Source organism: Pseudomonas sp. TH41, assembly GCF_016650695.1.
GTDB lineage: Bacteria > Pseudomonadota > Gammaproteobacteria > Pseudomonadales > Pseudomonadaceae > Aquipseudomonas.
In genome coordinates this window covers 296,618-321,259 of the sequence record NZ_JAEKFH010000003.1, presented here as the reverse complement: position 1 = coordinate 321,259, position 24,642 = coordinate 296,618, and the positions used below count along the sequence as shown (strand labels likewise).

General features: G+C 60.9%; 21 protein-coding genes. 17 read left to right on the top strand and 4 right to left on the bottom strand.

The window, feature by feature from the left end:
- Window positions 1-12 precede the first annotated feature (12 nt).
- Complete coding sequence (locus tag JFU37_RS04200) at window positions 13-972, bottom strand: LysR family transcriptional regulator (protein ID WP_201113226.1); 960 nt, start codon at window positions 970-972, stop codon at window positions 13-15.
- A gap of 156 nt (window positions 973-1,128) precedes the next feature.
- Here JFU37_RS04200 and JFU37_RS04195 point away from each other — a divergent pair, with 156 nt between their 5' ends.
- From JFU37_RS04195 to JFU37_RS04165, 7 genes are all read left to right on the top strand, one after another.
- Entirely contained in the window at window positions 1,129-2,430 is a 1,302-nt protein-coding gene (locus JFU37_RS04195; RefSeq protein ID WP_201113224.1) for an MFS transporter, read from the top strand.
- A complete protein-coding gene (locus tag JFU37_RS04190; RefSeq protein ID WP_201113222.1) occupies window positions 2,427-3,182 on the top strand; it encodes a class II aldolase/adducin family protein in 756 nt (251 codons plus the stop codon). Before JFU37_RS04195 ends, JFU37_RS04190 begins: the two co-directional genes overlap by 4 nt.
- Window positions 3,179-4,108, top strand: a complete 930-nt coding sequence (locus JFU37_RS04185) for a 2-hydroxyacid dehydrogenase (RefSeq protein ID WP_201113220.1) — start codon at window positions 3,179-3,181, stop codon at window positions 4,106-4,108. The genes JFU37_RS04190 and JFU37_RS04185 overlap by 4 nt, the downstream gene beginning before the upstream one ends.
- Before the next feature lie 127 nt (window positions 4,109-4,235).
- The gene (locus tag JFU37_RS04180) at window positions 4,236-5,615 is read left to right on the top strand and encodes an MFS transporter (protein ID WP_201113218.1); all 1,380 of its coding nucleotides are present in this window, start codon (window positions 4,236-4,238) and stop codon (window positions 5,613-5,615) included.
- Window positions 5,616-5,633: 18 nt separating this feature from the next.
- A complete protein-coding gene (locus JFU37_RS04175) occupies window positions 5,634-6,026 on the top strand; it encodes a RidA family protein (RefSeq protein WP_201113216.1) in 393 nt (130 codons plus the stop codon).
- Complete coding sequence (locus JFU37_RS04170) at window positions 6,019-6,639, top strand: RraA family protein (RefSeq protein ID WP_201113214.1); 621 nt, start codon at window positions 6,019-6,021, stop codon at window positions 6,637-6,639. The genes JFU37_RS04175 and JFU37_RS04170 overlap by 8 nt, the downstream gene beginning before the upstream one ends.
- Before the next feature lie 48 nt (window positions 6,640-6,687).
- Window positions 6,688-7,998 carry an OprD family porin gene (locus JFU37_RS04165; protein WP_201113212.1) on the top strand — a complete coding sequence of 437 codons (1,311 nt, stop codon included), beginning with the start codon at window positions 6,688-6,690 and terminating at the stop codon, window positions 7,996-7,998.
- Window positions 7,999-8,023: 25 nt separating this feature from the next.
- Here the strand turns inward: JFU37_RS04165 and JFU37_RS04160 are convergent, their stop codons facing one another.
- On the bottom strand, window positions 8,024-8,956 hold the full coding sequence (locus tag JFU37_RS04160; protein WP_201113210.1) for a LysR family transcriptional regulator: 933 nt from the start codon (window positions 8,954-8,956) through the stop codon (window positions 8,024-8,026).
- 162 nt (window positions 8,957-9,118) lie between these two features.
- Between JFU37_RS04160 and JFU37_RS04155 the strand changes: the two genes are divergently transcribed.
- From JFU37_RS04155 to qhpG, 7 genes are all read left to right on the top strand, one after another.
- Complete coding sequence (locus JFU37_RS04155) at window positions 9,119-10,429, top strand: MFS transporter (RefSeq protein WP_201113208.1); 1,311 nt, start codon at window positions 9,119-9,121, stop codon at window positions 10,427-10,429.
- Between the two features lie 23 nt (window positions 10,430-10,452).
- A complete protein-coding gene (locus tag JFU37_RS04150; protein ID WP_201113206.1) occupies window positions 10,453-11,682 on the top strand; it encodes a Zn-dependent hydrolase in 1,230 nt (409 codons plus the stop codon).
- 130 nt (window positions 11,683-11,812) lie between these two features.
- A complete protein-coding gene (locus tag JFU37_RS04145; protein WP_201113204.1) occupies window positions 11,813-12,838 on the top strand; it encodes a histone deacetylase family protein in 1,026 nt (341 codons plus the stop codon).
- A 240-nt stretch (window positions 12,839-13,078) separates the two neighbouring features.
- Window positions 13,079-14,983, top strand: coding sequence for a sigma-54-dependent Fis family transcriptional regulator (locus JFU37_RS04140; protein WP_201113202.1), 1,905 nt, complete (start codon window positions 13,079-13,081; stop codon window positions 14,981-14,983).
- Entirely contained in the window at window positions 14,983-16,701 is a 1,719-nt protein-coding gene (locus JFU37_RS04135) for an ABC transporter ATP-binding protein (protein WP_201113200.1), read from the top strand. Before JFU37_RS04140 ends, JFU37_RS04135 begins: the two co-directional genes overlap by 1 nt.
- Window positions 16,691-17,368 carry a subtilisin-like serine protease QhpE gene (gene qhpE / locus JFU37_RS04130; protein WP_201113198.1) on the top strand — a complete coding sequence of 226 codons (678 nt, stop codon included), beginning with the start codon at window positions 16,691-16,693 and terminating at the stop codon, window positions 17,366-17,368. Before JFU37_RS04135 ends, qhpE begins: the two co-directional genes overlap by 11 nt.
- Window positions 17,365-18,654: a flavin-dependent monooxygenase QhpG gene (qhpG, locus tag JFU37_RS04125; RefSeq protein ID WP_201113196.1), complete on the top strand. Its 1,290-nt coding sequence runs from the start codon at window positions 17,365-17,367 to the stop codon at window positions 18,652-18,654. The genes qhpE and qhpG overlap by 4 nt, the downstream gene beginning before the upstream one ends.
- Window positions 18,655-18,777: 123 nt before the next feature.
- On the opposite strand, the gene JFU37_RS04120 is transcribed toward qhpG, so the two are convergent.
- Window positions 18,778-20,268 (bottom strand): aldehyde dehydrogenase family protein, encoded by a 1,491-nt coding sequence (locus tag JFU37_RS04120; RefSeq protein ID WP_201113194.1) that lies wholly within the window; start codon window positions 20,266-20,268, stop codon window positions 18,778-18,780.
- Between the two features lie 275 nt (window positions 20,269-20,543).
- Between JFU37_RS04120 and JFU37_RS04115 the strand changes: the two genes are divergently transcribed.
- On the top strand, window positions 20,544-20,798 hold the full coding sequence (locus JFU37_RS04115; protein WP_201113192.1) for a DUF1652 domain-containing protein: 255 nt from the start codon (window positions 20,544-20,546) through the stop codon (window positions 20,796-20,798).
- 49 nt (window positions 20,799-20,847) lie between these two features.
- Here the strand turns inward: JFU37_RS04115 and JFU37_RS04110 are convergent, their stop codons facing one another.
- Window positions 20,848-21,204, bottom strand: coding sequence for a hypothetical protein (locus JFU37_RS04110; protein ID WP_201113190.1), 357 nt, complete (start codon window positions 21,202-21,204; stop codon window positions 20,848-20,850).
- 344 nt (window positions 21,205-21,548) lie between these two features.
- Here JFU37_RS04110 and peaA point away from each other — a divergent pair, with 344 nt between their 5' ends.
- The gene (gene peaA, locus JFU37_RS04105) at window positions 21,549-23,129 is read left to right on the top strand and encodes a quinohemoprotein amine dehydrogenase subunit alpha (RefSeq protein WP_201113188.1); all 1,581 of its coding nucleotides are present in this window, start codon (window positions 21,549-21,551) and stop codon (window positions 23,127-23,129) included.
- An 81-nt stretch (window positions 23,130-23,210) separates the two neighbouring features.
- Window positions 23,211-24,641, top strand: a complete 1,431-nt coding sequence (gene peaB, locus JFU37_RS04100) for a quinohemoprotein amine dehydrogenase maturation protein (protein ID WP_201113179.1) — start codon at window positions 23,211-23,213, stop codon at window positions 24,639-24,641.
- The last annotated feature ends 1 nt before the right edge of the window (window position 24,642 follow it).

Below are 24,642 nucleotides of genomic sequence, written 5' to 3'. Positions count from 1 at the left end.
GTGATCAAGGCTTCACAGCACAGGCTCACGAATACTGAGCATGTGCTGGAAGCTTTCGAGGAACACGGTTTCCGCCTGGCTCATCTTCTGCTCGCGATTCCACAACAGCTGGATATCGAAATCCACCACCCCGTCTTCCGGCGGCAAACGCCAGAGCAATCCTTGCTCGACATCCCGCCGCACCAAGTGGGTCGGCAGGCAGCCAATGCCATACCCTGCGCAGATCAAGCGGTAAATTTCTTCGAAGCTCGTCGATGAAGCGACAATCTTGCCGGTGAACCCTTGTTGATCGCGAAACAGTGTCAGCGGCGAAAGGTTGCCGCCAAGTTGGTCACTGGTGAAGCTGACGAAGTTCTCTGCGGCGAGCTGTTGCAGGGTCAGATTCTTTTGTCCGAACAGTCGATGACGCTGGCCGCAAAAGTATGCATAGGTCTCGCGAAACAGAACGCGTTGCTCCAGTCGCGGCTGCGGTAAACGACACAAACCAACGCCAATGGTCGCCGTCTTTTGCAGCAGCGAGCTGATGATGTTCGAGCTGCCCATCACTTCGACTTCCAGCTCGATTTTCGGGTGGGTTTCATGGAAGTCGGCAAGGAATTCATCGTAGTGCCGCGCCTGTACGCCGCTGACGGTGAGGATGCGAATCTTGCCTACCACGTCGTCGTGGCGACTCTCCACCACCGTGCCCAAACGGGAAATGTCACCGTAGATATCGGCCGCAATGCGCAGGACTTCTTCCCCGGTTTCCGTCAGATCAAATCGCCGTCCGCTACGGGCAATCAACACACATTCCAACTGTTCTTCCAGCCTTTTCAGCGCCTGACTGACCGCCGACTGCGTGATATGCAGGCGCGCAGCGGCGCGACTCATGCTGCCTTCCTGACCGATCACCAGATAAGTGCGCAGCAGGTTCCAGTCGAGGCGGTCATTCAGAAAGCGGCGACCGACCCAAGGGTTGGAGCTGGAGGACATAAAGTTCCTATGTAGTAGCCTGGCTAATAGTAAAGATAAGAATTTGAAAATTGACTAATCCTGCCACGGAAGCGATAAAGCCCACAAGCGCCACAGAGTGCAACCGTAAACAGCCTTCAGCACCTGCCCAAAACTATAAATACACAGGGTCCTTGCATGCACACTACCCCTCAACCGCGACGAGCCGCGGCCGCAGCCTTCATTGGCACGACCATCGAGTTCTACGACTTTTACATTTACGCCACGGCGGCGGCGCTGGTGCTTGGGCAAGTGTTCTTTCCCAGCAGCGACCCGGTGATGAGCACCCTGGCAGCCTTCGGCAGTTTTGCCGTCGGCTTCATCGCCCGTCCCATGGCCGGCATGGTGTTCGGTCATCTGGGTGATCGACTGGGTCGCAAGAAGATGTTGCTGGTGACCATGGCCTTGATGGGCCTGGCTACCGCCGGCATTGGTCTGTTACCGAGTTACGCCAGTGCCGGCATCTGGGCACCGATCGGCCTGATCGCGCTGCGACTGATCCAGGGTATTTCGGTCGGTGGCGAGTGGGGCGGGGCGGTGCTGATGGCCAGCGAGCACGCACCGGCCAAGCGCAAAACCTTCTACGCGTCCTTTGCCCAACTCGGCAGCCCGGCCGGTTTGCTGCTGGCGTTGATCGCCTTTCGTCTGGTGACGGCCCTTGAGCCGGAAGACTTCCTCGCCTGGGGCTGGCGTCTGCCGTTTCTGGCCAGCGGCGTGCTGATGATGGTCGGCCTGATGATCCGCTCCGGCGTTCACGAGTCGCCGGAATTCGCCAAGGCGCGGGACAACAACGAAACAGCCAAGTACCCGGTGAAAGACGTCATCCGCACGTGCTGGCGGCAGATCCTGTTCGCCGCGGCGGCCGTGACCATCGGCTCGGCCGGGTTCTTTTTTACCAACACCTTCATGATTACTTACGTCACCCAGTACCAGGGCATCGCTCGTTCGACGATTCTCGATTGCCTGTTTTTGGTAACCGTCATTCAGTTGCTCTCGCAACCGCTCTCCGCATTGCTCGCCGAGCGTATGGGCGAAGGCCGCTTTCTCAAAATCGTCGCACTGCTGTGCATGGTCACCCCATACCCGATGTTCCTGCTGGTGGGGACGCAGAACATTGTGCTGATGACCGTCGGCATCGCCCTGGCAGTGGTGATCCTCTCGGCGCTGTACGCGGTGATCGCCGGCTACATGACCCAGGCGTTCCCGGTGCATCTGCGCTACTCGGGCATTTCCATCGCCTACCAGTTGAGTTGCGCCCTGGCCGGCGGCACCACGCCGCTGATCGGCACACTGCTGGCGAGCAAGTTTTCCGGACAATGGTTGCCGCTGGCGGTGTTCTTCACCTTGCTGTCGGCGCTGTCCTTGATCGGTGTTTGCGGCCTGGCGCGTCTGCGCGCCAACCCGGTCGTCACCCACGCTGCTAAAGAGGTGTATTCGTGAGTAAACCTGAACACATCGGCCCGGTTGAATGGCAAGCCCGTTGCGAACTGGCTGCGCTGTATCGACTGGTCGCGCATTTTCGCATGACCGACTTGATCGACACACACATCACCCTGCGGATTCCAGGGCCAGAGCATCACTTTCTGATCAACCGCTACGGGGTGATTTTCGACCGCATGCGCGCCTCGGACCTGGTGCGCATCGATCAAGAAGGGCGAGTGGTCGATCCGGCCTACGAAGGTCACCGGGTCAACGCCGCAGGCTTTGTCATTCACTCGGCAATCCACATGGCCCGCCCGGACCTGAATTGCGTCATCCACACCCACACCGCCGCCGGCATGGCGGTCGCCGCACAGAAGCAAGGCCTGCTGCCGATCAGTCAGCACGCGCTGAAGTTCTACGGCAAGCTGGCGTATCACACTTATGAAGGCATCGCCCTGTCGCTGGATGAGCGCGAGCGTTTGATTGCCGACCTCGGGCCACACCGGGCGATGATTCTGCGCAACCATGGACTGTTGGTCGGTGGTTCCAGCGTGGCCCAGGCGTTCCAGGAGATTCACTTTCTGGAGCGTGCCTGTCAGGCGCAGGTTGCGGCGCTGGCCGGCGGTACTGCGCTGCATTATCCGTCGCCGGAAGTCTGTGCGCACACCGCCGAGCAGTTTGACCGTGATGAGCAGGACAACATCATCGACCTGGCCTGGGAGGCCGCCCTGACCCTGATCGAATCCCAGCGTGAGTCCTATCTGTCATGAACACCGTGGTTCTGCTGTCCCGTGACACCCTGTTGCTCAAGCAACTGCAAGCTGCGTTTGCCCGCAGCGCGCCGCAACTCACCACCGTGTTGGCCGATGATCCGCAGGCCGCGAATGCGCAGATTGCCGCGTGCTGGTTTCCGTTACCGGGCAGCCTCGCCGCGTTGCCGAACCTGCAAGTCATTCACTCGGTGGCGGCCGGTATCGATCACTTGGATCACGACCCGTCGTGCCCGGACCTGCCCGTGTGCCGCGTCGTCGACCCTGGCCACCGCCAAGGCATGACCGAGTACGTGCGCTGGGCGGTGATTCACTTTCACCGCGGCTTCGATCACGTGCTGGTGCAGCAACAGGAACAGCGTTGGGAGCGACCGCTGCAACGGGCGGCGGGGCAGTTCAAGGTGGGGGTCATGGGCCTCGGGTCGTTGGGCAGTGCCATTGCCCTCGATCTGGCCGCGGCCGGTTACGACGTTCGTGGCTGGGCTCGCCGCAGCAAGGATTTGCCAGGCGTGCAGACCTTCGCCGGTTCGGAAAAACTGAACCCGTTTCTCGACGGTCTGGAGTTGCTGATCAACCTGTTGCCCCTGACCAGTGAAACCCGGGGCATTCTCGGCAGTGCGACCTTTGAGCACCTCGCCAATGGCGCCGCCATTGTCAATTGTGGTCGAGGCGGGCATCTCAATATCGACGATCTGGAACAAGCGCTGGCCCGAGGAAAATTGCGCGGCGCTTTACTGGATGTTTTCGAACAAGAACCACTGCCGGTCGAGCACCGCCTCTGGACAATGCCCGGCGTTACGATCACACCGCACATGGCTTCCGCAGCCTCCCACGATTGTATTGCCGAACAAGTAGCGGAAAACTTTCGTCGATTAAATGCCGGCGAACCGCTATTGAATTGCGCCGACCGAACCCTGGGTTATTAATAAGAAAGTGCCTTGCAAACTCGCCTGATTAGTTGGGCGAGATATAACAATAATCCCCACTTCGAACGTTTTACTGCCAGTTAAAACAATTAAATAACGAGTTCTTGAAGAATTCCTGGAGACAGTGATGAGCGATCTATCGTCTGTAGAAAAGTCCGGCGCACCTCCGGAAGTTGCAATTAGTATGAAAAAAGTGGCGGTGGCCAGTGTGATTGGCACCACGGTGGAATGGTACGACTTGTTTGTTTTCGCCACGGCTTCGGCACTGGTGTTTAACAAAGTGTTTTTTCCGGACTTCGTGCCTTTGATTGGTACGTTGTTGGCCTTCGGTACATTCGCTTCGGCGTATCTGGCCCGTATCGTCGGCGCGGCATTGTTTGGTCATTTTGGTGACCGCCTGGGTCGCAAGTCGATGTTGTTGATTTCGCTGTTGACCATGGGCGCGGCCACGTTCGCCATCGGTTTATTGCCCAACTACGCGACCATTGGTATCTGGGCGCCGATCCTGTTGTTATTGCTAAGAGTGATTCAAGGCCTGGCGCTGGGTGGCGAGTGGGGCGGGGCGGTGTTGATGGCGGTGGAACATGCGCCGGCCAACAAGCGCGGCTTGTACGGTTCATGGGTGCAGATCGGCGTTCCGGCCGGGACCATGATTGCCAACCTGGCGTTCCTGGTGATTGCAGCGTGGCTGTCCCCTGAAGACCTGTTGGCCTGGGGCTGGCGGATTCCGTTCCTCGCCAGCGTGCTGCTGATCGCCGTGGGCTTGTACATCCGCTTGAACATCGCTGAAACCCCGGCCTTCAACAAGGTCAAGGAAGCCGAGGTGCAGGTGAAAATGCCGCTGGCGGAAGTGTTTCGCAAGTACTGGAAACAAGTGGTGCTGGGCGGGATCGCCACCATGTCGACCGGGGCGTCGTTCAACATCATCGTTGCATTCGGCCTGACTTACGGTACGCAGAATCTCGGGTTCAGCCGCAGCGTGATGCTCGGCGTGGTGTTGCTGTCCTGTGCCTGGTGCATCGTCATGTTGCCGGTGTTCGGCGCACTGTCGGACCGCTACGGACGCAAGCCGATCATCGTCGCCGGCATCGTGGCCGAAGCGTTGGTGGCGTTCCCGATGTTCTGGTTGATGGACACCAAAGAGCTGTCGCTGGTGATCTTCGCTTACTTGCTATTGATGACCGCGTTCGCCGCTAACTACGGACCGATTGCGACGTTTCTCGCCGAACTGTTCGGCACCCGGGTGCGTTATTCGGGACTGTCCATCAGCTACATGTTGTCCGGCCTGCTCGGCAGTGCGGCGACGCCCATCGTCACCACAGCATTGTTGGCGGCGACCGGCAAAGGCTCTTCGGTGGCCTGGTACATGATCGGCGCGGCGTTGATTTCGTTGGTGTCGCTGTTGTTGCTGACCGAGACCTTCAAGCGAGACATCAGTGACGTCCCGGCGGCAGTGCCGGCCGATGAGCCAGCCCTCGGCAAACCGGTCAAATCGGCTGCCGCCTGATTAAAGGAGTTCAACTACATGCGCAGAATTCAATCAGCCCCGGGCTTTATCGGCCCGGTCGGCCCGTACTCTCAAGCGGTGGTCAGTGGCCACCTGGTGTTTACCGCCGGGCAGATCCCGGCCCAGGGCGGCCTCGATGACCAACCGGCCCATTTCACCGAACAAGTGCGACAAACCTTGCGCAACCTGGAGGCGATCCTGATTGAAGCCGGGTCTGACTTCAGCCACGTGATCAAGGTCAACGCGTACCTCACCGACCCCGCGCAACTGGAGCCGTTCAATGCGGTGTATCGCGAGTTCCTCGGCCATGCGCCACCGGCACGCACCACGGTGTGTGTGGCGCTCTGGGGTGTTTCGCTGGAGATCGATTGTGTGGCCGAGTTGATTGCGAAGGAGCCGCAGCATGGATGAGTCCCGGCTGATCGAGCAGCTCAACGCGGTGAGCTTTCCAACCCTCGGGCATTTTCTGGAGGAGGGGTTTGCCGATTCGCAACTGCGAGCCATGGTGCCCAATGTGAAGCTGGTCGGCCGCGCGCTGACCCTGAAACTGGTGGGCGCCGACGCTATTGCGGTCAACCAGGCCCTGGCGCTCATCCAGCCCGGCGATGTGCTGGTGATCGACACCGGCGGTGACTGGCAACACGCCCCCGTGGGCGCTGTCACCAGTTGCGCGGCGCGCTGCGCAGGTGCGGTGGGCATTGTGGTGGACGGTGCAGTGACCGACTTGCTCGAACTGCGTGAAGCCGGGTTACCGGTCTTCGCCCGCGGCACCAGCCTGCTGACCACCAAGCTGCATGGCCATGGCGCCAGCCTGATCAATCAGCCGATTCACTGTGCCGGCGTCACGGTGCGTCCGGGGGATCTGGTGCTGGCGGATGACAACGGTGTGTTGTTCCTCGATCCGGCCATCGCGCAAAGCGTCATCGAGCGCGCGCTGGCATCGGACCGGGCAGAACCGCAACTGCTGACCCGGTTAATGGCGGGCGAGCCGGTGGCCAGTGTCTTGAGCATCAAACTCTCTTAATGACCGGTAGCCAGCGCAAAAGCTGGCTGCTCAGGAACTTCAAAATCAATGAACAAACAACCGTTGGCAATGATTGCGATCGGCAGTGCGCTGTTCAGTCCGTTGAGCATGGCGGACTTTATTAAAGACAGTAATGCGACCCTCGGGATGCGTAACTTTTACTTCAATAACGACAATCGCGATGGCGCTTCGAACCCTTCCCGAACCGAAGAATGGGCGCAGGGATTCATGCTCAACTATCAGTCCGGGTTCACCGATGGCACGGTCGGCTTTGGTGTCGATGCGTTAGGCCTGCTGGGTGTTCGCCTGGACAGCGGTGATGGTCGCCACGTGGGCAGTTCAATGATCCCCGACGATGGCAAGGGGGCCGCCGAGCAATGGGCGCGTTTCGGTGCAACCGCGAAAATGCGCGTTGCCCAGACTGAAATGCGTTACGGCACCCTGACACCGAAGTTGCCGATCCTGCTGGCCAACGATGGCCGGCTGCTGCCGCAAACATTCGAGGGTGGGCAGATTGTCTCCAATGATTTTGAGCATCTGACCCTGACCGGTGGCCATCTCGAACACGCCACGGGGCGCGGTTCCAGCGACAGCACAGGCCTCGCCGTGGCCGGCGGCACCCGGGAAAGCAACGCGTTCAATTTTGCCGGTGCCGATTACAAGGTCACCGATGCGCTTCTGGCGCAGTACTACTACGCCAATCTCGAGGACTACTACCAACAGCATTTCGCCGGTCTGGTTCACAACTTGAAACTGGGAGAGTTCGGCGCGCTAAAAACCGATCTGCGCTACTTCAAGACCACCGCCGACGGTGCCAATGACTCGGCCGCCGGACGGGCCAGCGGCTACCGCACCAGTGGTTATACGCAGAATGGCGACGGCAAGATCGACAACAACACCTGGAGCCTGGCGTTCACCTGGGGCATTGGCGCTCACGCGTTGATGGCCGGTTATCAGCAGGTGTCCAGCGACAGCGGCTTCGTGCAGCTTAACCAGGGTGGTTTACCGGATAAGGGGGCTGGGGGCGCAAGCGTCTACTTGTTGACCGACCGTTACATCCAGAACTTTACCCGCGCTGGAGAGCGCACCAGTTTCGCCCAATACACGTACGATTTTGCCGCCCTCGGCGTACCGGGGCTCAAGGCCTCGACAATGTACCTGTCGGGTAAAGGGATTCGGACGACGGCCGGGCCTGAGCAAGAGGAATGGGAGCGGGACCTGAGTGTCGATTACGTGATCCAGAGCGGACCGTTGAAAAACGTTGCCCTGGGTTGGCGCAACGGCATGTCGCGCAGCGAAGCGTCGCGCGACGCGGATCAGAACCGCTTGGTGGTCAGCTACAGCCTGCCGCTATTCTGATCAGCCATCGATCGGTGCCGGGCACTCAATCCGTCAGTCGTTGTTGCAGGCTTTCAAGAAAGATCGTCTCGGCCCGGCTCATGCGCTGCTCGCGGTTCCACAGCAAATGAATGTCCACATCGGCAATCCCTTCGTGGGGCGGCAGGCGCCAGAGCAATCCGGCGTCGACGTCCGCCGCCACCACGTGCTCGGGCAAACAACCGATACCGAACCCGGCGATCACCAGTCGCCGGACTTCCTCCAGGCTCGGTGACGAAGCGACGATCCGCCCGCTGAAGCCTTGCTGATCACGAAAAATCGTCAACGGCGAGAGCATGCCGCCAATCTGGTCGCTGGTGAAACTGACGAAATTCTCTCGCTGCAAATCCCCTTCGGCGACGTTCTGTTGGCCGAACATCGCATGGTGCTTGCCGCAGAAAAACGCATAGCGCTGCCGCAGGAACAGCCGTTGTTCCAGGCGCGGTTGCGGGCGGCGATTGAGGCTCAGGCCGAGGGTTGCGGTCTTTTCCTGCAAGGCGCTGACGATGTCGGAACTGAGCATGACGTCGACTTCCAGGTCCACGCGCGGATGCTGCCGATGGAAGTCGGCGAGGAAGTCATCGAAGCGCTCGGAGAAGATCCGGCTGATGATCAGCAATCGAACCTTACCGATCACTTCGTCGGCCGGTTGCTCCAGCACGCTGCTGACCTGGGACATCTGCCCATAGATTTCCCCGGCCAGTTCAAAGATCTGCTCGCCGACTTCGGTCAGGGCAAACCGTGGTCCGCGACGGGCGATCAGTTGTCGACCCAGTTGCTCCTCCAGACGCTTCAGCGCCTGGCTCACCGCGGGTTGTGTCAGGTGCAGGCGGGCCGCGGCGCGGCTGATGCTCAGTTCCTGGCCGATCACCCGAAACGTACGCAGCAGGTTCCAGTCCAGGCGGTCATTGAGCAGGCGTTGCACGTCGCGTTCGGCCATGGCGTTTCTCGATTATAAGCAGTCGTAATACTTCGCATAATAAATAGAAAATTGACTAATCATAGCCCCGGGACGATAAATCAACCCCAGACAGGCGCCGCCAGAGTGCCTTGAATTTGCCGTTTCTCTCCTGCCAAAAAAACAAATCAAGGAGCCCGACCCATGAAGCCTCAAGCTTCGCCCCAGCCGCGCCGTGCGGCAGCCGCAGCCTTCATCGGCACCATGATCGAGTGGTACGACTTTTACATTTACGCGACCGCCGCCGCGCTGGTATTCGGCGCGCTGTTCTTCCCCTCTGACGACAAACTGTTCAGCACCATGGCCGCTTTCGGCACCTTCGCAGTGGGTTTCTTTGCGCGGCCGTTGGGCGGGATTATTTTCGGCCATGTCGGCGACCGGATCGGCCGCAAGAAGTCGTTGATCATCACCTTGTTGATGATGGGCGTGGTCACGGTCTGCATCGGATTGCTGCCAACCTACGGACAAATCGGTGTTGCGGCGCCGTTACTGTTGATCCTGCTGCGCATCGTCCAGGGTATCGCCGTCGGTGGTGAGTGGGGCGGGGCGGTGTTGATGGCGGGAGAGCACGCACCGAAAGGCCGACGCAATTTCTTCGCGTCCTTTGCGCAACTCGGCAGTCCGGCCGGTTTGATCCTGTCGCTGCTGGCTTTCAGCGCGGTCACCCGTTTGCCGGAAGCGGACCTGATGAGCTGGGGCTGGCGTCTGCCGTTCCTCGCCAGCTCGCTGTTGCTGCTGGTGGGCCTGGCGATTCGACTGGGTGTGAATGAATCGCCGGAGTTCCTCGCCAGCCGCGAACGGGCCCGCAGAAGCACACGCAAGGAACAGGCACCGGTGATGGAAGTCCTGCGCACCGCGTGGCGTCCGCTGTTGCTGTGCATTGGCGCCAACACCCTCGGGATCGCCGGGGTGTATTTCACCAACACTTTCATGATCGCCTACACCACCCAGCAACTCGAACTACCGCGCTCGCTGATCCTTGAGTGCCTGTTTGTGGTGGCGATCATTCAGTTCTGCATTCAACCCTTGGCAGCGTGGGTCGCCGAGAAAATGGGCGCCACGCGATTCCTCTGTCTGGTGTCGTTGTTGGCCATGGCTTCTCCATACCCGATGTTCGTGCTGGTCAGCTCGGCCCAGGCGCCGCTGATCATTCTCGGTATTGCCCTGGCGGTGGTGTGCATGGCGTCGTTCTACGCGGTGATCGCCGGTTACGTCAGCGGCATGTTCGAAACCCACGTGCGCTACACCGCGATCTCGCTGGCGTACCAGATTTGCGGTGCGCTGGCCGGTGGTCTGACGCCGCTGATCGGCACGTTACTGGCGCATGAATTTGTCGGCCAATGGTGGCCGCTGGCGGTGTTCTACAGCCTCATCGCCGCGACTTCACTGATCTGTGTCCTGTCCCTTTCCCGTCGCCATGCCTGTGCTGAACGCATCGAATTGGCCAACGCTTAATCCAGCTTTTCCAGGAGTGACGCATGTTGAAGATTAATGGTGAACGCCTGTGGGCGAGTTTGATGGCCATGGCCGAAATCGGCGCCACTGCGCGTGGCGGCAGCTGCCGCCTGGCCCTGAGCGATGAAGACAAGGCCGGTCGTGAACTGTTTTCCCATTGGTGCCGCGAAGCCGGCATGACCCTGAGCGTGGATGCCATCGGCAACCTGTTCGCCCGCCGCCCTGGCACCGACTCCGATGCCGCGCCGGTGATGATGGGCAGCCACCTCGACACACAGCCCGAAGGCGGGCGTTTCGACGGTGTGTATGGCGTGCTTGCCGGTCTGGAAGTGGTGCGTTGCCTCAACGACCTCGGCATCCAGACCCGCAAACCACTGGAAGTGGCGGTATGGACCAACGAAGAAGGCGCGCGCTTCACCCCGGCCATGTTCGGTTCGGCGGTGTTCACCGGGATCATGGAACTGGACGCCGCGTTGGCGGTGCGTGACGTCAATGGCATCAGCGTTGCCGAGGCGTTGCAGCGCACCGGTTATGCCGGCGAGCGTCCGTTGGGCGGCGCGGTGGACGCGTACTTTGAAGCGCACATCGAGCAAGGTCCGATCCTTGAGGACAATGCCAAAAGCATCGGCGTGGTCAGTGGCGGTCAGGCGATTCGCTGGCTTGATGTGCGGGTCGAAGGCATGGCCGCTCACGCTGGCACCACGCCGATGCCGCTGCGCAAGGACGCCCTGTACGGCGTGGCGCGAATGATCCAGGCGATCGAAGAATTGGCCAGCGATTTCGCCCCCGAAGGCCTGACCACCGTGGGCGAGTTGAGCATCAACAAATCCTCGCGCAACACGATTCCGGGCCTGGTGAATTTCACCGTCGACCTGCGTCATCACCGCGACGAAGCCATCGAGGCGATGGAGCAGCAAGTGCGTGCGCGACTCCAGGTCATTGCCGACGGTCGAGCATTGAAGCTGACGATCACCCCGCACTGGATCAGCCCGGCGACGCCGTTCGACGCCGACTGCGTGGCGGCGGTGCAGCAGGCAGTGGACGCGCTGGGCTACGCTCAACAATCGATTGTCAGCGGCGCCGGCCACGACGCGATTCATCTGGCGCGGTTCTGCCCGACGGCGATGGTGTTCATCCCTTGCGTCGGCGGGTTGAGCCATAACGAAGCCGAAGATGTGCTGCCCGAAGACGTGCGCCAGGGTACTGATGTGTTGCTCAATGCCGTGCTGTCTCGCGCCGGCAACGCCGAATAATCGCAATTCCTGTAGGAGCGAGCTTGCTCGCGATGGAGTGTCAGTCACCACCAATGTAGCTGACACACCATCGCGAGCAAGCTCGCTCCTACAGTTTCAGGGTTTACGTTAACTGACAGGTATTAACCCCATGCGCAGTTTTTTCCATCCCGAACAATTGCTTCACCATCCACGCAGCTACTACTCCCGTGGGCAGATGCGCACACCACAGGAAGTGCCGGAGCGCGCTCAGCGATTGGTCCAGGCGTCGCACGCTTTGGGCTTTACTGTTGAACAACCGGCCGATGCCGGGCTCGATCCGTTGCTGGCGGTCCACGGCGCGCCCTATCTGACGTTCCTTCAGGAAGCTCATCTGCGCTGGAAGGAAATTCCCGAGGATTGGGGCGACGAGGTGATGTCGAACATTTTTGTCCGCGAGCCCAATGCCCTGCGTGGAATCCTCGCCCAGGCCGCCCGTTATCTCGCGGATGGCAGTTGCCCGGTGGGCGAGCAGACCTGGCGTTCGGCCTATTGGTCGGCGCAAAGCGCGGTTGCCGGAGCCCAAGCGTTGCTGGATGGTGCGCCGGCCGCATATGCCTTGTGCCGTCCACCGGGACATCACGCCCGGGCCGAAGCGGCGGGTGGTTTCTGTTACGTGAACAATGCGGCAGTGGCGGCTCAGGTTTTGCGCGGCGGTTTCGAACGCGTCGCGGTGCTCGATACCGACATGCACCATGGGCAAGGCATTCAGGAGATTTTCTACGACCGCGATGATGTGCTGTACGTCTCGGTGCATGGCGATCCGACCAATTTCTATCCGGCGGTTGCCGGGTTCGCTGATGAGCGTGGTGTCGGGGCGGGAGAGGGGTTTAACCTGAACTTGCCGATGAACCACGGCGCGAGTGAGGCAGACTTCCTCGGTCAATTGGACGTGGCGTTGGCGACGGTGAAGGATTTCGCTGCCGATGTGTTGGTGCTGTCCTTGGGCTTCGATATTTTCGAACTGGACCCGCAGAGCAAAGTGGCGGTGACCCGAGAAGGGTTTGCGCTGCTTGGGGAGCGGATTCGCAGCCTTGGGCTGCCGTGTCTGATTGTGCAGGAGGGGGGGTATCACCTGGAGAGCCTGGAGGATAATGCCCGGGCGTTTTTTGTGAATTCCGAGGTGTGGCAGCTCTGAGATCATTGGTGTCTGGTAGATCGCCATCGCGAGCAGGCTCGCTCCCACATTGGCCGGGTTTGACCACAAGCTTTCGGTCTACCCTGTGGGAGCGGGCTTGCCCGCGATGAACGATAACGCGGTGCAACAGATGAAACACAAGCGCCGTAAGGCACTTGCCATTGCCCTTACGTTAACGTAAAGATTGCGGCAGGGCGCTGAACTTAAAAAAGCGCAGGGCGGACCGATCCGGAGCGCTTGATGACGCTAATAAAAACAACTCCACCCCAACTGCACCGTGAAGCCCGGCTGGCCCGGGAAAAACTCCATCTCGAGGGCGAAGTCCCCGATGGTGTACTGCGCGCGGAAATCGATGCGTCGTGGCGGCGCAGCCTCAGCCATGGCGTGCATTTCAACGGCAAATTCGAGCTGGCGCTGGAATCAAGCGCCAGCCTCGATGTGCTGCTGGCGAGCAATCGGTTGTTGATCGACGCCGCGATGCCGGCCATCGACTACCTGGCTGCGCGCCAAGGCAAGGAAGGGCTGATCATCCTGGCCAACTCCGACGCGACCATCCTCGCCGTCGAAGGCCGTGCCGATCGCCTCAAAGGCAGCGGCCTGCAAGACATCACCCTCGGCGCCTGCTGGAGCGAAGCGGCTCGCGGCACCAATGCCCTCGGCACCGCGCTGGTCGAAGCCCGGCCAACGATGATCGATTGTGGTGAACATTACCTCGATCGCCTGACTGATTTTTCCTGCACCTCGGTGCCCATTCATTGCCCGCAGGGCGACATCCTCGGCGTGCTCGACCTGACTCGCGAAGGCCCGCTGGGCCGTGTCCACGACAGCACCGCATTGCTGGCGATGGCCGTCAGCCAGATCGAAAGCCGAGTGTTCAACGCCAGTTTCCCGGACCAGATCGTCCTGGCGTTCCACAGCCGTCGTCAATACCTCGAATCGCCATGGCAAGGTCTGTTGGCCGTGAGCCTGGGCGGGCAGATCCTCGCGGTCAGCGCCCAGGCCTGCCAGTTGCTTCACGCCGAGCGTTCGGCGTTGATCGGTCGACGCTGCGAAGAGTTTCTCGGCGTCGATGGTCTGCAATTGTTGGCGCGTCTGCATCAGGACGGTGTCGGCAGCCTGCAAACCGCCAAAGGCGAATTTTTCTACAAGACCCTGCGTGCACCGCAACGTTCGATCAACGTCAGCAGCCCTGCGCGCAGCACCGCCAAAACCGCCAAACCACACCCCGATCTGGACACCCTGGCAGGCAGCAATGTCCGTTATGCCCGGGCCTTGCGCATGGCCCGGCAGGGTCTGGCCAATGAGCTGCCAGTGTTGCTGCTCGGTGAGACCGGCACGGGCAAGGAAGTCATCGCCCGCGCCCTGCACATGGCCGGCACCCGCTGCGACAAACCTTTCGTTGCAGTGAATTGCGCGGCGATCCCCGAAGGCCTGATCGAGTCCGAACTGTTCGGCTATCGCGAAGGCGCCTTCACCGGCTCCCGTCGCGGCGGCATGATTGGGCGCCTGCAACAGGCCCACGGCGGCACCTTGTTTCTTGATGAGATCGGTGACATGCCGCTGGCCTTGCAGGCCCGTTTGTTGCGGGTGCTGCAGGATCGTAAGGTCGCACCGCTGGGCGCTGGCGAGGAGCAAGACATCGACGTCGCATTGATCTGCGCCACTCACCGTGACCTCAAGCGCCTGGTGGAAGAAAAGCACTTCCGTGAGGACCTGTTTTACCGGGTCAACGGCATCAGCGTAATGCTCCCGGCCCTGCGTGAACGCGAGGATTTCAGTGGTCTGGTCGGCCGTCTGCTGAGCAAACTCAACGCGCCGACGGTGGTCTTGCATGACGATTTGAACCGCTTGCTCGCCGGTTATCACTGGCCGGGCAACATCCGCCAACTGGAAATGGTGCTGCGTACCGCACTGGCCATGCGCGAGCCGGGTGAAACCGTGCTCACCCTCGACCACTTGCCCGACAGCATGCTCGACGAATTGACCGCCAGCGAACGTCCCCAGTCGGGCAGCATTCGCGAAAACGAGCTTGAGCTGATTCGCCAGTCCCTGGACAGCCATCAGGGCAACGTCTCGGCCGCCGCCGACGCCTTGGGCATCAGTCGCGCGACCCTCTATCGCAAGCTCAAACAGTTGCGTTCGTGATGCAGCGCTTGATCGTTCGGCTGATCGACAGCCAAAACCCCGAGGCCCTACAGTCGGCATTGCGTTGGCTCTACAGCTTTGTGCGGCCCCATCGCCTGGCGATTGCCGGGTTGCTGGGTTTATCGGTCTGCGCGTCGTTGCTGGTGCTGGTGCAACCGTGGCTGACCAAGTTGTTGATCGACGATGGGCTACTGGCGCGCAACTTTCCGAAGCTGGTGCTGATGGCCGCACTGATGATCATTGCCGGGTTGCTTGGTACCGGGTTGTCGGGGATCAATCGTTACCTGCATACGCGGCTTTCCGGGCGAATTCTGTTTGCCCTGCGCGACGACCTCTACCGGCATTTGCAGACGTTGTCGCCGAGCTTCTACGGTCAGCGCCGGATCGGTGACCTGATGTCGCGCCTCGATGGCGACGTTGCGGAGATCCAGCGCTTTGCCGTGGACTCACTATTCTCGGCAGTATCAAGCGTGATCGGGCTGGTCTGCGCGGTGGCCATGTTGCTGACCCTGTCGTGGAAGCTCTCGCTGCTGGCGCTGGTGCTGATTCCCCTCGATGTGCTCTGGCTGCGCTGGATGCGACGCAAGGTCGAGCGCGATGTGCGGCAGTTGCGCGAGCGTTCGGCGGACATGTCTTCGTTCATGGTCGAGACGCTGCCGGTGATGAAATTCATTCAGTCCGCCGGCCAGCAACAACGTGAATCGCGGCGGCTGGAGACATTGGGGCAGGGCTACATGAGCCAGTTGCTGCGCCTGCAAGTCACCGAATTTTTCACCCAGGCTGTGCCCGGTACGCTGACCTCGTTGTCCCGGGCCTGCGCTTTCTTGATCGGCGGTTACTGGGTGGTGCAGGGGACTTGGCAACTGGGTGCGTTGATCGCGTTTTCCACCTATTTGGGCATGGCGGTCGGGCCGGTTCAGAGCTTGCTCGGCCTCTATGTCGCGATTCAGCGGATGACCGTCAGCCTCGGGCGCGTGATGGAATTGCGCGGCGAAGCGCCGACCGTTCTCACGCCCGTCACACCGCAGCCGATGCCGGCCTCCGGCGACTTGCGATTTGACGATGTGCACTTCAGCCATCCCGGTCGCCCGACAACGCTGCGCGGCATCGAAGCGCGAATTCCCTATGGCTTGAAAGTCGCCCTCAGCGGCGGCTCCGGGGTCGGTAAATCGACCCTGATCGACCTTCTGCAACGGCACCATGATCCGCAGTCCGGGCGTGTGTTGCTGGGGGAGGTCGACTTGCGTGAACTGGACCTGTTCCAGTTGCGTCGACGGATTGCCGTGGTCAGTCAGGACATCGTTTTGTTTCGCGGCAGCCTCGCCGATAACCTCGCCTACGCCGTGCCGGACGCCAGCCGCGAAGCGATTGCCGAAGTGGCGCGGCTGGCGCAACTCGACAGCCTGATCGCGTCCTTGCCTGAAGGCCTCGACAGCCCGTTGGGCGAGCGTGGTCAACAATTGTCCGGCGGGCAAAAACAGCGTATTGCCATCGCTAGGGCACTGTTGCAGGACCCCTTGATCCTGGTCCTGGACGAAGCGACCTCGGCGGTGGATGAAGCCACCGAACGCGAAGTGATCGAGGCCATTGACCGACTGTTTGCCGGGCGCACACGAATCCTCATCAGCCATCGCCCCTCGACCCTGGCCGACGCCGATCTGCGTTTTGAATTGCTGGACGGCGTGCTCACGTCGAGAACGGTGCTGCATGAAGCCTGAGCTGCGGATTGGCGTGGTGGACAGCGGTCACTCGGCGGCGCAACGGGTGCAGATCGTGGCCGGGCGGCGGTTTTCGTTGCTGGAAGACGGGCTGGCCGAAAACGAGTTAAGCGATGATCCGCTGGGCCACGGCAGCGCGGTGATCGAGGCGATCGGTCGGCGGGCACCTTCAGCGGTGTTTTGCGTGGCTCAGGTGTTCGATCAGCGTGGCGTCACCAGCGCGTTGCAGATCGCCACGGCGATTGACTGGCTGGTCGCGCAGGACGTGCGGCTGATCAATCTGAGCCTCGGCTTGCGTCAGGATCGTAGCCTGTTGCGGGAGGCCTGCGCGGCGGCGGTGGCGCGGGGTGTTTTGCTCTGTGCCTCCAGCCCGGCGCAAGGCGAGGGCGTGTTCCCGGCGAATTATCCACAGGTGCTGCGAGTGACCGGCGACGCCCGTTGTGCCGAACACGAATGGTCGTGGCTTAACAGCGCTCAGGCGGATTTCGCAGCGTGTGTGCATGGCACGTATCCGGGGCAGTCCGGCGCCAGCCTGGGGTGCGCCGCGTTGAGTGGGCACATCGCACGCTTCCTGGTTGAGCAGCCCGACGCCAGCAATCAACAGGTCATCGAATGGCTGCGGGAGAACGCCCGTTATCGCGGCCCCGAACGGCGCGTTGGGCGATGATCTTGATTCTGGGCGCAGGGCCTGCAGGCGCGGCGGTTGCCTTGGGTTTGCGACGACTTGGTTATCCGGTGACGCTGGTCAGCGAGTGGCGCCGGTTTGCCGCGCTGGAGGGCGTGTCTGTCAGGGTGCTGGACGCATTGCGCGGCGCGGGGTTGCATCAAGCGTTGGCCGACGCGGCACTGCCGTCTCAGCGACAGGTGTCGTGGAACGGCCAACAGCATGCGCAAAATATTGAATTTCTATTGGATCGTCCGAGCTTTGACCGAGGTCTGCGCGAGGATTTACGACGGGCCGGCGTTGAGTTGATCGAAGGTCGAGTGCTGAGCGTTCAGACCTCAGCGGCGGGGCATCAGGTCGAGATCGAAGGACGTGAAGCCCTGCTGGCAGACTTTCTGGTTGAGGCGCGCGGGCGTCAGGCGCCTGCGCTCGGCAAAGGCCGGCGTGGGCCAGAGACAGTGAGCCTGTTGAATCGCTGGCAAGGTGCACCGGGCGACACGGCCAGTGCCGTAGAAAGTCTGGAGGACGGTTGGGCGTGGATGGCGCGGCGGGCCGACGGCCAGTGTTATTGGCAATGGACGGTGGACGTGGCGAGCGCGCAATTGCCGGGCAAGGCGCAGCTGCTGGATTACTGTACACAGCGGCGCCAAGGCTCGGCGTTGGCGCGGGCTTTTTTCGGTGCTGAGCCTGAGGTGGACCTACAGCTGCACGCACGCAGCAGCACCGCGATTCTGTGCCCACAGGTATGTGGCGAACACTGGATTCGGGTCGGCGATGCGGCGATGGCAGTGGATCCGTTGTCGGGCAACGGGATATTTCAGTCGCTGTCCTCGGCGTTGCAGGCACCGACGGTGATCAACACGTTGTTGCGAAAACCCGAGCGAGCAGCGCTGGCGCAGCGGTTTCATCAGCAGCGAGTGGAGCAGTTGTTTTTACGATTTGCGCGGATCGGGCGGGATTTTTACGCGGACGAGCAGCGTTGGTTGGGGCAGCCGTTCTGGCAGGCGCGGCGGCAGTGGCCGGATGCAGTGGTTGCCCATGCCGAAGCGGATTTTGAAGCGTTGAGGATTGAGCGAGCTCCGGTGCTGAAGGATGGTTTTGTCGATGAAGCCGAAGTGGTGATTACGGCGGATCAGCCGCTGGGGATCTGGCATGTGCAAGGGGTTGAGCTGGCGCCGTTGGTGCGGCGGTTGCGTACCGAGTCTGCGGATCAGGCGTTGGCCGGATTGACGGTGGAGCAGGGGCGGGTGGTTCGGAGTTGGTTATTGGCTCAGGGGTTCAAACCCTGACATTTGTCGTGACTGGACCGGCCTCTTCGCGAGCAAGCCCGCTCCCACAGTGGTTCTGTGAACGACACAGAACCACTGTGGGAGCGGGCTTGCTCGCGAAGGCGGCCTGAAGAACGCCGCAGATCAGAGCTTAATCAACACCGACTTCAACTCGGTGTAATGCTCAATCGCCGCATACCCCATCTCACGTCCAACCCCCGACATTTTGTACCCGCCAAACGGCAGCGCCGGGTCCAGCGCACTGTGGCAGTTGACCCACACCGAGCCCGACTTGATTCGCGGAATCATCCGGTGCACCGCCGCCAGATCATTCGACCAGATACTCGCCCCGAGGCCATAAGGACTGTCATTGGCCATGCGTAACGCATCGGCTTCGTCATCGAACGGAATCGCCACCAGCACCGGGCCGAAGATTTCTTCCTGCACCAGTGAGTGCTTCTGGTCGACATCGACAATCACCGTCGGTTTGACGAAAAACCCCGGCCCGAACTGCTCGCCGCCGCAGGCAATCGTCGCGCCGCTTTCCCGTCCCTTTTCGATGTACCCGTAAACCCGTTCCTGTTGACGTGCGGAGATCAGCGGTCCCATCTCGACACTCGGGTCCAGCCCGTTACCCAGCTTCATGGCATTGGCGATATCGGCGATGTCCGCCACCACATTGTCGAAATGCTTGCGCTGCACATACAGCCGCGACCCGGCGCAGCACACCTGGCCCTGATTGAAGAAAATCGCACTGGCGGCACCGGCTGCGGCGGTCTTCAAGTCGGCATCGGCCATGACGATGGTCGGGGATTTGCCCCCCAGTTCCAGGGTGACCCGGGTCATGGAATCCATGGCGATCTTGCCGATCTGCTTACCCACGGCGGTGGAGCCGGTGAAGGTCAGCTTGTCCACCAGCGGATTGTGGGTCAGGGCCGAACCGGCGGTGATGCCGGTGCCGGTGACGACGTTGAACACACCCTCGGGGTAACCGGCTTCCAACACCAGTTCGGCGAGTTTCAGCGCAGTCAGCGGTGTTTCGTCCGCCGGCTTCAATACAACGGTGCAGCCGGTGGCTAACGCCGGACCGAGTTTCCAGCAGGCCAGCAGCAGCGGGAAGTTCCAGGCGACGATGGCGCCGACCACGCCTACGGCCTCGCGACGGATGAAGCTGTGGAACTGATCGTTGGGCATCAACGGTAACGAGACCTCGACGCTGGAACCTTCGATCTTGGTCGCCCAGCCGGCCATGTAGCGCAGGAAGTCGATGGACAGCTGCACGTCCATGACTTGGGCCACCGCCGCGCTTTTACCGTTGTTCAGGCATTCCAGCTGCGCGAGCAGTTCGGCATCGCGCTCCATCAGCTCGGCCAGTTTCCACAGCAGGTTCTGCCGCTCCCGTGGGCGGGTGCGGCTCCAGGCGGAATCATCGAACGCCTGACGGGCGGCGAGTACCGCACGGTCGACGTCTTCGGGCGTGGCCCGCGGCACCACGCATAGCACTTCGCCGGTGGCCGGGTTGTGCAAGGGCATGGTCTGGCCGTCGGCGGCCTCGACCCAGTCGCCGCCGATAAGCATGCGCGGGGCGCGTTGGATGAACGCCGAGGTGGCAGGGAGCAGATAAGGGAGCGTCATGGCGAGGCCTCTTGTTGTTCGTGAGAACAGGGCTTTCGCAATGGCTGTGCCAAGTACCGGGAAGCGCTGGCAAGCCCTTTGTCGACAGGGTTCTGCGTGACGCAGCGGGATAATGACAGCCTTTGGTTTGTCGCAAATCGCGACAGCGGCTGAGACGACGAGCAACCGGTTTGCGACCTTGAGGCACCCCGCATTGAGGATTAGAATTTTCAGGCTGGGTGGGTGAAATGACGGAGCATTTTCCCGGCAACACATCTAGCGTGAGGGAGGTAGCGATGTTCCTTTCAACCCTGGAAATTCAAAACATCATTGAGCACAGTTTTCTGCCCTCCGTGTGCACGTGCAGCATGGATGCCGACCAATCCCTGACCATTCGGGTCTGTGATTGCATGACCGGCCAAGTGGACCTGGTCGCAACTCACGTTCCCATGTGGACGCTGGACAGTCCCCACGCGATTGCGACACTTGTGGCGGAGATGCAACAGGAAATCAGTGCGCACAAAGCCATTCACCCGACGTTCTACATCTAAGACAGCGGCACGCCACACCGCGTCGGCGGTGCGGCATGTGCCCATGGTCTCATGAGTGAAACTTGCGGGAAATTTCTTCAAACGCGTTGCTATCAGCGGCGGCCAGAAGCCTTTTTCCGTCCTTGAACGTTGCCAGAAAGGTCACTTCGGTTTCCTTTCCGGCCAGCATGAAGCCGGCGATTGCGCCGATAGGGCCCAGCAGCATCGCGCCGGCCACGCCAAAGCCGATGGCGTCCTTGATGTTGTTGATCGATTCCTCATTGGCCACTTCGATACGCTCGATCGAAGAGAGCGCAAGGTTAATGCCGGGCCACGGATGCAGTGACGTTCTGAGGGTGAAAACGCCGTCTCTGTACTCTCCATCACCCTGAAGAAAGTCCCCCGCCAGGACAGTGAGGCTTGCCATTTTTTGTCCCCTGCTTGGCAATCGGTGAACAATCATTTCGCACCTGCAACCAAACCCCGTCAATCGTCGGGCGATGAACTGTTCCCGCCAGGGCATCTATGCTTGTCTCAGACTGCAACACCTGTCGCGATATTAGACGCAGGCCACCTCGATCAGGCATGGCCAACCGCCGTCAGCTTCACGCAACTGCTTGATAAAAAAGGTAATCGCTAAGCTGGCACGCTCCGTGTATTGCTCATCGCAGACGTTTCTCTTGCCTCCGTCAGCGGTTCGCCGCCGGCGGCAGAAACCATGAAAACGATAAGCCACAAAAATAAGAAAGCACCGTGCGAGGTTCGACGTTGATGAAGAGAAGACTCCGATCAGGCCTGAGCGCCAGTCTGCTGGCCGTGGCCGCGTGTGTGGCGCTGCATTCGCCTTACAGCCTGGCAGCCCGTGACGCCCAGACCATCCTCAAGGAAACCTGTCAGGGCTGTCACACCCCTGAAGCCAATAACGCCCTGAGCCGTATCAGCCACCAGCGCAAGACCCCGGAAGGCTGGCTGATGAGCATCGCCCGGATGCAGACCATGCACGGTTTGCAGATCAGCGATGACGACCGTCGCACGCTGGTCAAGTACCTGGCCGATACCCAGGGTCTGGCGCCGAGCGAAACCGACGGCGTGCGTTATGCGCTGGAACGACGGCTCAATACCGTCGAGAAGTTCGACGACCAGACCAGCCAGATGTGTGGCCGCTGTCACTCCGGTGCGCGAATTGCCCTGCAACGCCGTCCGGTCGAGGAATGGGAGCGCCTGGTGAACTTCCACCTCGGCCAATGGCCGTCGCTGGAATACCAGGCCCTGGCCCGCGACCGTGACTGGTTCGACATTGCCCGCAAGGACATGGTGCCGCTGTTGGCCAAGCGTTATCCACTGGACAACCCGGCCTGGAAAAAATGGCTGAGCACGGCACCGAAAGCCGAGACGCTGGTTGGCGACTGGAGCTTTAGCGGCCACTTGCCGGGTAAAGGTGAAGTGGCCGGGGTGATGAGCGTCAGCGCCGATGGCGACGACACCTTCAAGGTCAACGTCAAAGGTCAGTACGCCGATGGCAGCCCGTTCAACGGCGATGGCAGCGCCATTCTCTACACCGGTTACGAATGGCGCGGCAACGTGACTATCGACGGCGTGACGATGCGTCAAGTGTTCGCCGCCCAAGGCAACGCCATGCAAGGCCGGATGTTCGAGGCCGACCACGACGAGCGTGGTCTGGACTTCGTCGCGGCCAAGCAGGGCAGCAGTCGCTTGCTGGCGGTGCAACCGGGTTACCTGAAGGCTGGCGCCGAAACTGAAGTGACCTTGATCGGCAGCGGTCTTGCCGGCAAACCGAACTTTGGCAAAGGCGTGGACGTGGTCGAAGTGCTGGAGCAAAGCCCTGAACGCATGCGCGTCAAACTCAAGGCAGCGCCCAATGCCCAACCGGGTCTGCGTGCGGTGACCCTCGGCTCGTTGAAAGGCCCGACCCTGTCGGTCTACAACAGCATCGACCAAGTCAAAGTCGTACCAGAGTTCTCGGTGGCACGGATCGGCGAGGGGGGCGGCTCGACGCCGAAGGTCCAGGGTCGTTTCGACGCTGAAGCCTGGGGCAAAGGCGCTGACGGCAAACCGTATCGCATCGGTGTGTTCCCGGCGCAATGGAAGGTCGAGGCCTTCGACGATCGCGCCAAGGCAGACGAAGACGTCAAGTTCGCCGGCACCATGCAGGCTGACAGCGGCGTGTTCACTCCGGGCGATGCCGGGCCGAACCCGCAACGCAAAATGTCCACCAACAATGCCGGCAACCTCAAGGTGATCGCCGCCGTCGACGACGCAGGGAAATCCCTGACCGGCGAAGGCCACATGATCGTCACCGTGCAACGCTGGAACAATCCACCCATTCCATAAGTTGGCTGATCCAAAAAGGCTTCAGACACTTTTCGGAATGACCGCAGGCCCCGCCAGGCGGGGTTTGCACAGGAGGTTGCAATGGGCGTTATTTTGAATCTGGTCGAACGGAACCTGCACGAAGTGCACGTCGATGCCGACCGCATGCTGTTTCACATTCCCAGCAGTTCGCTGTTTGCCAGCGATGAGCTGACGGGCACCATCATCGATACCTTGCGCGGTCCCGGCTGTTCGTCGGACGACCTGATCCAGCGCTTGGCCGCACGCTTCAACGGCGAAGAAATCACCGAGACCCTGCGTGAGCTGATGGCCCTGGAACTGGTCAGCGACGGTTCGCCGCTGACTCCCGACATCGGCACCAAACGGGTCGAGCGCACCGCGATCAACACCGTGGTGCTCAACGTCAACACCGGCTGCAATCTGAGCTGCACCTACTGCTACAAGGAAGACCTCGACAAGCCGTCGGCCGGCAAGAAAATGGACGTCGAAACGGCGGTCGCCTCGGTGGAAATGCTGCTGCGCGAATCCCCGGACGAAGAGCGTTTCACCGTGGTGTTCTTCGGTGGCGAACCGCTGAGCAATCGCAAGCTGATCGAGTACATGGTCGACTATTGCGAGAAGCGTTTCCGCGAGGCCGGCAAGTTCGTCGAGTTCGTCATGACCACCAACGCCACGTTGCTCACCGAAGAAACCGTGGACTACCTGAATGCCCATCGCTTCGGGCTCTCCGTCAGCATCGACGGGCCGAAAACCGTGCACGACCGCAACCGCATCACCGTGGGCGGGCAGGGCACGTATGACGTGGTGCGACGCAAGGCCGAGATGCTGCTGTCGCGCTACAACAGCCGTCCGGTGGGCGCGCGGGTGACCCTCACCACCGGCGTCACCGACGTCGAAACCATCTGGGATCACCTGTTCAACGAACTGGGTTTTGCCGAAGTCGGCTTTGCCCCGGTGACCTCCGGTGACATCAGCACCTTCAACCTGTCCAGCGACGAGCTGATCGAAGTCTTCGCCAATATGAAGAAACTCGGCCGGCGTTATCTGGAAGCCGCGCTGGAGCACCGCAACATCGGTTTTTCCAACCTGCACCAGTTGATCACCGACATTCACGAAGGCCACAAAAAAGCCCTGCCGTGCGGCGCGGGCCTGAAGATGCTGGCGGTGGATCACAAAGGCGAACTGAACCTGTGCCACCGCTTCACCGGTTCGTCGCTGCCGACCTTCGGCAACGTCCACAGTGGTGTGAAACAGGTGGAGTTGAACGACTTCCTGTCCCAGCGCCTGGACCGTACGAACACCGGTTGCGAGGACTGCCAGATCCGCAACCTTTGCTCCGGCGGCTGCTACCACGAGAGCTACGCCCGTTACGGCGACCCGACCCACCCGACCTATCACTACTGCGAACTGATGCGTGACTGGGTCGATTTCGGCATCGAGGTCTACACCCGGATCATGGCCCACAACCCTGCGTTTATCAGCAGCTACATCACTCCGCGCAAGGCTCACTGAT